This is a genomic window from Cupriavidus sp. KB_39 (genome assembly GCF_052114485.1).
Taxonomy (GTDB): domain Bacteria; phylum Pseudomonadota; class Gammaproteobacteria; order Burkholderiales; family Burkholderiaceae; genus Cupriavidus.
Window position 1 is genome coordinate 1 of the sequence record NZ_JBFREV010000066.1, and the last position, 10,629, is coordinate 10,629.

Sequence of the window (10,629 nt, forward strand, 5' to 3'; positions counted from 1 at the left end):
CTATCCCACCACGCACCGGAATCTGATTGCACTCGATGGCGCCATCAAGTCATTCCGGCAATCCAATGACGAGAAAGTGAAACTCGAGGTGTTCAGTACGGCGAATCACCTTGCGAACTACCTTGAGGGCAGCTACGAGTTTGCGAGGCAAGACACAGCGTCCCGCGGGGGAATGGCCGCACCGCCGGACACGCCGGAAGACGTCAAGAAAAAGCAGGAAATGGATGCGGCAATCCGCAATCCTTCCCCGCAGAAAGTCCAGTCTGCGCAGAACGAATCGTGGGGCAAATATCTGCGCCGCTTCAAGCCTGAACTCCATAGCGCGTGGCGCAATGAGTTCAAGACCTTGACTGACGCGCTGCAGGCCCAGCACGTGGAACCGCTGGCAAAGGCCCACGCCGCGTGGATGCGGAGCAACCTCCTCGCCAACAAGCTCGACTGCACGCATGACGGGAGCAATGCACTGAGCGGCGACGCATACGCGGAGACGTTGCAGCGCTGCATCGCCACAACGCAGCAAATCGAGGGCTGCGCCATGGTCTACGTCCAATGGCTCAAGGGTGACATCACCGATAGGAGCAATCTGCTACTCCGAGGGCTGGTATTGCGCCAGGACACACTGATCCGCGAGATGGCCGCCATGCCGCTGGACCCGGCAAAGTTGCCGTGGGCAACGCGGATGGATCAGTACCAGCAGCACATGCAGGCGCTGCTCAAGCCCGCCTGGGATGCGAAGGTAAAGGCGGCGATGGCGCAAGACGCGGTGGACAAGGCGAAGGCCGATTACGGCCGTGCATACGGTGAATTTATCTCGATAGCGGCACTGGAGGACCGGAATTTTGCGGACAATCCCTATTATCAGAAGGTGAAGGCAGCCCAGGAGCGTGTCAATGCCGCAGAGGAAAAAGCACGCGCCGCGAAGCAGGAAATCAATGGAAAGCTGCTACCGGACTCCGTCGCCAGCTTGCTGGTTCACGTGGCCGCTCCAATCGCCACGGCCTTGCGCGAATACAACAACAACGCCGCCGAGCGCACGCTCGCACGCTGGATGGCGATTATCGGCGTGACGATGCGCACGCCGGTGGGCGTGATCGATGTCAGCGGCAAGGCAGGGGACACCATCAAATTCCTCGCCCAGACGTTCGTCGGCAATCTCGTTGAGGCAGGCAAGCAAAGCGCCAAGCCGCTGAGCAACGGCCAGATCCGGCAGCTGACGGCATACGCCGAACGGCAGGTGGTGGGAAGCTTCGCCAGCGGCAATATCGGGGCATTCAACACGGCGGCCGGGTCCAAAAACGTCAAGGCGAAGCTCGCGGTATTCATCACCGACGACATGGACAAGACGCTCGCGAACATCAAGGACCCAACCAAGAAAATCGCCTGGCTGGTCGAGCATGTGAAAACCCCAAAGAGCCTGCACGAATACGGCGTACTGAAAATAGGCCGCTCGATCCCGATTTTCGGCGCGGCATCGATGGGAATCCTGACCGCAATCGACGCCGTGTGGAAATTCGCGGGCTGGGAGCAGATGCTGCAGGCCGAAGCACAAGCGTTGTCGTTCCAGAAGACGTGGACGCAGGACGTGCGGGTGAGTCTGGGGTATGGGTTGTATGTGGGGGCGCTGGCTGCGGGTGCGGCGGCGGTGGCGCAGGTGTTTGGGACGTGGCGCAATTTGTATGCGACGGGGATGGTTGAGAGGACGACTGGGGAGAGGATGGCAAAACGTGCGGGGATTGCTTTGCGTGTGGCCGGCGCCTTGACGGCGGTGATCTCGGGTGTCGTGGCGACGATGGACATTGTGGACGGCGCGAAGAGCTTGTCGCGCAATCAGTGGGCATTGGGCGGTTTGCAGATTATTTTCGGCGTGACGGGAGCTACCGCGGCTGCTTTTGTATTTTGGGCTGCTCTCGCTCCTGCGGGTAGTGCGACCCTCTTCGTCGGGCTTAGTTTAGCCGCTTGGGGCTTGGTGCTAGCGGTCGTGATGGTCGCACTGGGCATGGCGATCGACCACGTCAAGGGCGACAAATTCGCGCAATGGCTTGAGCGCTCTTACTGGGGAAGACTCCAATCGGGACGCTACCCCGATTCCTTGGCGGAACAGACTGACTTCAATCAAGTAATGACAGAGGCATAATGTTCACAACTAGCAAGAAGCAGCGTCCGCTGAATGATCAGGATCGTGAATGGCAACTGGCAGTCCATCAGTCGGAGGCTGATCCACATGCATCAGGCTTCGCCATCCGAATGAACTCTACGTATTTGGAATTGGTCGACGGCCTCTACGCAAATCGCGGAGCGATGAGCGTCTTTGGACTCTTCAGTATTGGACTACTGATGTATGCGCTTTCCGCGATATTCTATAGCGTCATATTTCTCAATTATATGGACCCAAATTGGGATCATCACGACGAGTCCGTGATGCTGTGGGTCACAGTTCCCTTAACCGTTCTTCTGCTGCTGTTCATCGCTGGCGTTGTCGCCTTCAACCTCAAGATCGGTGAATGGTTCCGCTATACGCATTATCCGATACGCTTCAACCGTCAGAACCGCAAGGTTTACCTATTCCGTGGCGACGACACGGTGCTGGAAGCATCGTGGGACGACGTGTATTTCACTTTGCGCGTCAACAGCCAGTTTCTAGGCGTGCGCTCTTATGGCATCTGTGGCCTCCTCCTGAAGGACGAGCAGACCGTCGGAGAGATGTTCGTGATCGGCTTCGCTTCCACGTGCCTTGACCAATGCCGACACCACTGGGAGTTCATCCGCCGCTACATGGAAGAAGGGCCACAGTCCGTGATTGATGCGCCAGGGTTCCAGTATTGCCTGCCCATCGCAGACAAGCGGGAAACCCTCTATCAAGGCTGGGTGGCACTGGTTTCCATGGATGCATCGAACCTGATTCTCAAATGGTTCATGTTCCCATTCCACGTGCTCTTCTTCCTTGGCCGTCTGATCTACCACGCCACCAGCAAAGTGCCACGCTGGCCCGCCGATGTCGAAGCGGCCTGCCGGATCGCGCCGGGCGACCCCTACGTGCGGGATTCGAGCACGAATCCGGAGGGGTATCGATAGGGATGTATGCAACCCTCACTGGGCGCGCCAGGCTCGACAGTTGACCACGTATGCCGAACGGCAGGTGGCGGGAAGCTTCGCCAGCGGCAATATCGGGGCATTCAACACGGCCATTGCGTCCAAGGATGTGAAAGCGAAGATTGCCGTGTTTATCACCGACGACATGGATAAGGCGCTCGCGAACATCAAGGACCCAACCAAGAAAATCGCCTGGCTGGTCGAACATGTGAAAACCCCAAAGAGCCTGCACGAATACGGCGTACTGAAGATCGGCAGCTCGATCCCGATTTACGGCGCGGTATCGCAGGGAATCCTGACAGCTATCGACGCAGTGTGGAAGTTCGCGGGCTGGGAGCAGATGCTGCAAGCCGAAGCGCAGGCGTTGTCGTTCCASAAGACATGGCAGAACGACGTGCGGGTGAGTTTGGGATTTGGTTTGTATGTAGGGGCGCTCGGTCTTGGGGTGGGAAATGCGGTGAAGGCCTATGGGACGTGGCGCAATGTGTATGCGACGGGGATGCTGGAACGGGCAGCAGGGAAAGAACTGGCCGTGCGAGCCGGGAAAGCGCTGCGTAYGACGGGCGGACTGATGGCTGCCCTGTCGGGTGTGGCGGCGGCGATGGATTTGGTGGATGCCGTTCAAAGCGCGGGGCGCGGGCAATGGGCTCTTACGATACTTCATCTAACGTCGGTGGGCGCTGGAGTTAGTGCGGCAGTTTTCGCATTTTCGGCAGCTTTCGGTCCCGCAGGCAGTGCAACCGTGGTCGCCGGGCTGAGCTTGACGGGTTGGAGTCTGGTGCTGGCTGTCCTACTGGTGGCGCTGAACATGGCCATCGGCCACGTCAGGGGCGACAGCTTCGCGCAGTGGCTGGAGCGGTGCTACTGGGGCGAGTTGGCGTCAGGCCGCTATGCCGATTCTTCAACAGAACAGTCCGATTTTAGTCAAGCAATGGCAGGGGCATGATGTTTACAACGAGCAAGAAACAACGTCCGCTGAATGACCAGGATCGTGAGTGGCATGTACCGATCCATGACAGTGCAGGCGAGCCGCATGCATCAGGCCGGGCGATCCGAATGAACTCTTCCTATCTCGAGTTAGTCGACGGGTTCTACTCGAATCGCGGAGGGATGAGTGCGGTTGGAATTTTCGGCGTGGGAATAAGTGCATTTGTCCTGATCTTCCTTGTGTACACCATAGTCGCCCACTACCTCGATCCAAATTGGGATCGTCACGACGAATCGGAGATGCTGTTTGCCACGATCTTCGGCTTAATACTGTTTTCACTTCTCATCGTTGGCATCGTCGCCTTCAATCTCAAGATCGGCGAATGGTTCCGCTACACGCATTACCCGATGCGCTTCAACCGACGGAACCGGATGGTGTACGTATTTCGCGGTGACGATACGGTGCTTGAAGCCCCGTGGGACGACGTGCACTTCGCCTTTCGAATCAACGCGAACATCYTTGGGATACGCATCTGGAACATATGCGGTCTCGTTCTGAAGGACAAACAGACCGTAGAGGAAATGTTCGTGTTCGGCTACGCGTCGCCCAGCCGCGACCACTGCCTGCGTCACTGGGAGTTCATTCGTCGATATATGGAGGAAGGGCCGCAGACAGTGATAGACGCACCCGGCCTCCTGGACTGCTTGCCGATTGCCGACAAACGCGAAACGCTCTATCAGGGTTGGATCGCGCTCGCGTCTCAGGATGCGTGGAACCCGGTTGCCAAGTGGGTCATGTTCCCCTTCCACGTGTTTTTCTTCCTTGGCCGTCTCGTCTGCCGCGTGACCAGCAAGGTGCCCCTATGGCCTGCCGATGTCGAAGCAGCGTGTCAGATCACGCCGGACGATCCATACGTGCGGGATTCGAGCACGAATCCGGAGGGATATCGATAGGGATGTATGCAAGCATCACTGGGCGCGCCGGGCTCGACAGTCGGCCACGTATGCCGAGCGGCAGGTTGCGGGAAGCTTCGCCAGCGGCAATATCGGGGCATTCAACACGGCCATTGCGTCCAARGAYGTWAAAGCGAAGMTTGCCGTGTTTATCACYGACGACATGGAAAAGACGCTMGCGAACATCAAGGACCCGACCAAGAAAATCGCCTGGCTGGYCGAGCATGTGAAAACCCCAAAGAGCCTGCACGAATACGGCGTACTAAGAATCAGCCGCTCGATCCCGATTTTCGGCGCGGTATCGATGGGAATCCTGACCGCCATCGACGCCGTGTGGAAATTCGCGGGCTGGGAGCAGATGCTGCAGGCCGAAGCCAAGGCGTTGTCGTTCCAGAAGACGTGGACGCAGGACGTTCGGGTGAATTTGGGGTACGGGCTGTATTTGGGGGCGCTGGCGTCCGGGGCGGCGGCGGTGGTGCAGGCGTATGGGACGTGGCGCAATTTGTATGCAACGGGGATGGTGAAGCGGGCAACGGRGGAACGATATGCGACGCGCGCCAGAATTGCGTTACGCGTGGCGGGTGCACTGACGGCTGTGCTGGCGGGGGTAATGGCGGCATTGGATTTCGTGGACGCGGCTCAAAGCATGGATAACGGGCAATGGGCGTTAATGGGACTGCAATTGGCCGCAGGCACCGGTGGGGCGATTGCTGCGAGCCTTGTAATCTGGGCGGCCTTCGCTCCTGCGGGTAGTGCAACCATGGTCGCGGGACTCACCTTAACGGTATGGGGCTTGGTCCTGGCGGTTGTGTTGGTTGCAATAAGTATTGCTATCGATTACGTCAGAGGTGACAACTTCGCGCAGTGGCTAGAGCGCTGCTACTGGGGCAGGCTGGAGTCGGGTCGCTACGCCGACTTCCCAACAGAACAGTCCGACTTTAGTCGAGTGATGGCGAGGGCATGATGTTTACAACGAGCAAAAAGCAGCGTCCACTGAACAATCAGGATCGTGAATGGCATCTGCCAATCCGTCAGCGAAGGGCCGACCCGCATGCCTCAGGTTTTGCGATACGGATGAACTCCACCTATCTGGAATTGGTTGACGGGCTCTACTCGAATCGCGGAGGGATGAGCGCAGTCGGAATCTTTGGCGTGAGCTTAACCGGTGCTTTCTTGATTTCGCTCTTTCACACTGTAATCGCTCGCTATCTGAACCCAGACTGGGACCATCACGACGAGTCCGAGATGCTGTGGGCGACGATCATTTGCACAGTGATTGTTTCACTCTTCATCACCGGCATCGTCGCCTTCAACCTCAAGATCGGCGAGTGGTTCCGCTRTACGCATTACCCGTTGCGCTTCAACCGTCAGAACCGCAAGGTCTACCTATTCCGTGGCGACGACACGGTGCTGGAAGCATCGTGGGACCACGTGTATTTCACCTTGCGGGTCAACAGCCAGTTTGCGGGCGTGCGCTCTTATGGCATCTGTGGCCTCATCCTGAAGGATGAGCAGACCGTCGGAGAGATGTTCGTAATCGGCTTCGCCTCGACGAGCCTCGACCAATGCCGACACCATTGGGAATTCATCCGCCGCTACATGGAAGAAGGGCCGCAATCCGTGATTGACGCACCAGGGTTCCAGTWYTGCCTGCCCATCGCAGACAAGCGGGAAACCCTCTATCAAGGCTGGGTGGCACTGGTTTCCATGGATGCATCGAACCTTATTCTCAAATGGTTCATGTTCCCATTCCACGTGTTCTTCTTCCTKGGCCGTCTGATCCACCACGCCACAAGCAAAGTGCCACTCTGGCCCGCCGATGTCGAAGCCGCCTGCCGAATCATGCCAGGCGATCCGTACGTGCGTGATTCGAGCACGAATCCAGAGGGGTATCGCTGAAGACGTTCACAAGCGGCTGATTCAAGGGATGTCGAAGCAAGAATGGCGGCGTTCAGCACCGAAGACACAGAGTAAGGACTTTGCGAAATGCGTGGCAATGACTACAAGGCGGACAAAGAGATGAAGACTGACGAGACAAGACGCGATCCGAACGCGAGCGGGATTCAGGAGCGGGCGTCAGACGAGCGGCTGGCGAAGAAATCCGGCACAGCGTTTCGCATCGTCGCGCTTCTCTTCGCTGTGATGTCGGCGTGGTGGGGGGCGAAGAATTTTATGGATGCTGCGCGAACGATGTCGGGAGGGTGACGGTTATCACGGAAAAAGCAGTCGTTCCTCAATGCCAACTGTCAAAGGGAGCAGCATGCCAAATGCAATCTATGTGGGTGACGACACCAGCCATGGCGGCAAGGTGCTCACGGGCTCGTCACGTGTTTCGTTTAACGGACGCCCTGTCGCGCGTCAGTCCGACAGGGTTTCCTGCCCTCGCTGCGGCGAGAATGCCATCGCGGAAGGCAACGGGAAGATGCTGGACGGCAACCTGCCGCTTGCCTTTCATGGGCACAAGACGCTGTGCGGCGCGATACTGCTCGCGTCCAGCGGGGCGATAGGAAGTCGCTGATGGCCTTCGATCTGCGGCGCATTGCGCCTGAGCGCGAGGTCCGACCGCTAAAGCCTGCGTGGCTTCCCTGGCTGTTCCTGCTTGCCTTGATCGGTGGCGGCGGTGCCTTGGTTGCCCTCCGCCTCTGGCCGGAGGGCGAGCCCACGCAAACGCTCTGGTTCTGGACTTGCGTTGYAGCGTTCCCGGTTATCGTGTGGGCGATGCTGTTCTTCAGCTATCTCGGGGTGCTGCAGACCCAGCGGACGCGCGCCGAAGACCATAACGCGGCGCGGCGCGACTATCAGGACGCGGTGTGCCGCAAAGCCGGGGTCCCGCTGCACGTCCTGGGCGCCGGCTTCCTCTTTTCCGCGCAGGCGCACGAGAACACCGTCTCGGCGGTAGTGGAGCGGGCGCTGGAGCTCGTGCCGCGAAGCCGCTTTGCGGGCGATGGCGAGGCCATCGTCGCGCGCTGGATCGAGCCGGCCGGTTACGCGTGGCRGGCCGGCGATGACCAGGCTGATGTAGCGCGGCACCGCGACCTGTTGCCATACGTGTTCGGCTCGCTGCAGCGGCAGATTGCCCCGGAGGTCCGCGCGTTGCCTGAGCGCACCCGGCTGGTCATTCAGGTTTGCGYCGAGGCGCAGCTTGCGACTGCGGAAGTCGAAACCATCTGGCACGACACATGGCACACGCAAGGGCTCGGGGAGGCCGTGCGAACCGAGTTCAACGCAGGCGTTCCGGACCTGATCGCGGTCGACGGCTGGCTCGACGGCGCGCCCGATTTCGCGACGGACGCCGTCCACCTCCTTTGCGTGGTGCAACTGAATCCACTGCTCCACCCGCCGCCGGTTGCCGGCGCGGCGGAAGCCGGCGCCATCCTGATGTTCGCCGCCTCGCCGTTGGTTGCTCAGAAGCGGCTAGTGAGCCAGACCCTGCTCTACCGGCCGGAACGGCACGATGACAAGGATTTGGGACAGGGGCTCCGTCAGGTACTGCTGTGGAGCCGTTCGGACGGTGTCGACGTCAGGGACCAGTGGATGTCCGGTGGCTCGGCGGCGCCCATGCAGCGGGGATTGGCGGCCCATCTCGATCGCCAAGGGGTGGGTGTGCTCATGACGCCCGAACTGAAAGGCCAACATGACGTCGATCTTCGCATCGGGTCAGCGGGCGCGGCTGCGCCATGGTTATGCGTGGCCCTTGCCTCGGCTCACGCGCTGGCCTCCGGGCAGAAGCAATTGCTGAGCATCGCCGAGGCTGACGCCATGACGCTCGCGGTGGTTGGCCCACGAACTTGAGACCGGTTTCCTTATGCGATTGAATTACACGCTGGTTGCTCTTTTTGCATTGCTCGTCGCTGCCGGACTGTTCGTGCTTGGGAAAGGCGAGGTCCTGGGTCTGACGACTTCGGCGCAGCGGTTGCTTGCCATCTGCGGCCTCGTGATCTTTTTTCTGCTTGCGGCCCTTGCACATGTCACGCTGGTCAGGCGCGCTAGCCGGAAGGCTGCGATGCGCGATGTCGGCTCCGCTGAACTCGGCCCGCCATCCGAGGATGTTGTGCCGGTTGGCGAGCCATTGAGCCGCTTGCGCAGTCAACTGCAAGGGATCCATGGCCGGCGTTGGCGGTACCGTCAGCCCTGGCTACTGGTGACCGGCGATGACACGACGATCGGCCGACTGCTGCCGGCACTGGTTGAGACCGGCTGGCTGGTCACGCAGGACGCCGTGCTGCTGTGGAGCCAGGCCGACCAGGACGGGCATCCGGACGCGGCGTGGCTAAGGCAACTGTCCGCACTACGCCGCGATCGACCGATCGATGCGGTAGCGTTGACCATCGACGGCACTGCGGACCCGACTGCACAACGCCACGGCACCCATGCGTACAGCGCCACCTTGCTCCGTATCGCCGGGGCGCTGCGCTGGTCCGCCCCGGTATATCTGATCGATGTCGCCCAGGACTGTGCCCGTTCCCCGGTCATCGGCTGCGAGCTGGCCGCACCAGCAAACACACACGCCATCAGCCAGGCGCTGCAATCCCTGCGCAACCAGCTCTCGGATCTCAGTATCGAACAGTTGGTCCGCGACAGCCGCGATCGCCACATGGGCGAGTTGTCCGCGCGCCTCGACACCCGCGCCCAGATGCTTGCCGACTGGCTGGGCGGATTGGCGACCGGTCAGCGGCGGCGCATCCCGCTGCGCGGCATCATGTTCGCCTCCTATCCGAACGCCGATGCAGCCGAGGGTCCCGGCATCGAACTGCCGCTCTGGCAACACCTCGCCGAAACCGCCCGGCGGCATCCCGGCAGGCGTATCGGCTGGCACCCGGTCACGGTTTGCACCGTCGCGGTCCTGACGGCCATTGGCCTGTGGAGCGCCGGCATGCTGGTGTCCGGCGTGCAGAACGGGCGGGACGCGCACGCCGCACAGCGGGCCGTCGACAACCTCCGCTCGGCGCCCGACACGGCCGCCAGCCTGCGTGCGCTGCTTGTCCTGCAACGGCAGATCGAGCGCTACGAACACCGCGCCAGGCATCACGCCCCACTGACGACACGTTTCGGCCTGAATCGCGATGCGACGATCCTCGACGCGCTGTGGAAGCCCTACTCGCACGCCGCTCGCCAGTTGCTCACCCTGCCCGTGGAGCAGAATCTGGAAGCTTCGCTCGCCGACCTTGCGCAGATGCGCACGGACACGCTGGACGAACTGACCAGCCAGCGAGCACTGGATGGTCAGCAAGCACTCAAGGCCTATCTGATGCTGGCCCAAACCGATCGGGCCGAGCCGGGCTTCCTCGCCCCGCAGTTGGTGCGACACTGGTCCACCGATGCGCGGCTCACGCCGGGCGAACGGGACGATCTCGCCGAACGCCTGCTCGGGTTCTACGCCACGCAACTACCTGCCAAGCCGGACTGGCGCATCGATCCCCAGCCGGAACTGGTGAATGGCGCGCGTCAGACGCTGCTGGCGGTCATCGGGGAGCGCAACGCCGAAAGCACGATCTACCAGGGCATCCTGGACGCCTTCGGCACCCACAACGGCAACCGGTATCCTGACCAGACCCTGGCGTCGTTGACAACAGGCACTGATCCGCGCGGACTGGTCCGCACGACGGCCGTCGTGCCGGGCATCTTCACCCGACAGGCGTACGAGGGCCATATCGCCCC

General features: G+C 60.7%; 9 protein-coding genes and 1 pseudogene. All 10 read left to right on the top strand.

Annotated elements, in window-relative coordinates; all coding sequences use genetic code 11:
* Positions 1-2,134 (top strand): annotated as a pseudogene (locus AB4Z27_RS27620) (hypothetical protein); the annotation flags it as partial.
* Positions 2,134-3,072 (top strand): DUF6708 domain-containing protein, encoded by a 939-nt coding sequence (locus AB4Z27_RS27625; RefSeq protein ID WP_441645777.1) that lies wholly within the window; start codon positions 2,134-2,136, stop codon positions 3,070-3,072. The pseudogene AB4Z27_RS27620 and the gene AB4Z27_RS27625, both read left to right, overlap by 1 nt.
* A gap of 40 nt (positions 3,073-3,112) precedes the next feature.
* Positions 3,113-4,036, top strand: coding sequence for a hypothetical protein (locus AB4Z27_RS27630; RefSeq protein ID WP_441645778.1), 924 nt, complete (start codon positions 3,113-3,115; stop codon positions 4,034-4,036).
* Entirely contained in the window at positions 4,033-4,971 is a 939-nt protein-coding gene (locus AB4Z27_RS27635) for a DUF6708 domain-containing protein (RefSeq protein WP_441645779.1), read from the top strand. The genes AB4Z27_RS27630 and AB4Z27_RS27635 overlap by 4 nt, the downstream gene beginning before the upstream one ends.
* A 163-nt stretch (positions 4,972-5,134) precedes the next feature.
* Entirely contained in the window at positions 5,135-5,935 is an 801-nt protein-coding gene (locus AB4Z27_RS27640) for a hypothetical protein (protein WP_441645780.1), read from the top strand.
* Entirely contained in the window at positions 5,932-6,870 is a 939-nt protein-coding gene (locus AB4Z27_RS27645) for a DUF6708 domain-containing protein (protein WP_441645781.1), read from the top strand. The genes AB4Z27_RS27640 and AB4Z27_RS27645 overlap by 4 nt, the downstream gene beginning before the upstream one ends.
* Positions 6,871-6,957: 87 nt before the next feature.
* Positions 6,958-7,176 carry a hypothetical protein gene (locus tag AB4Z27_RS27650; protein ID WP_441645782.1) on the top strand — a complete coding sequence of 73 codons (219 nt, stop codon included), beginning with the start codon at positions 6,958-6,960 and terminating at the stop codon, positions 7,174-7,176.
* Between the two features lie 55 nt (positions 7,177-7,231).
* Positions 7,232-7,489, top strand: a complete 258-nt coding sequence (locus tag AB4Z27_RS27655) for a PAAR domain-containing protein (protein WP_441645783.1) — start codon at positions 7,232-7,234, stop codon at positions 7,487-7,489.
* On the top strand, positions 7,489-8,763 hold the full coding sequence (locus AB4Z27_RS27660; RefSeq protein ID WP_441645784.1) for a hypothetical protein: 1,275 nt from the start codon (positions 7,489-7,491) through the stop codon (positions 8,761-8,763). The genes AB4Z27_RS27655 and AB4Z27_RS27660 overlap by 1 nt, the downstream gene beginning before the upstream one ends.
* A gap of 19 nt (positions 8,764-8,782) precedes the next feature.
* Positions 8,783-10,629, top strand: a 1,847-nt coding sequence (locus tag AB4Z27_RS27665) for an ImcF-related family protein (RefSeq protein WP_441645785.1), incomplete at its 3' end; no start/stop codon positions are given.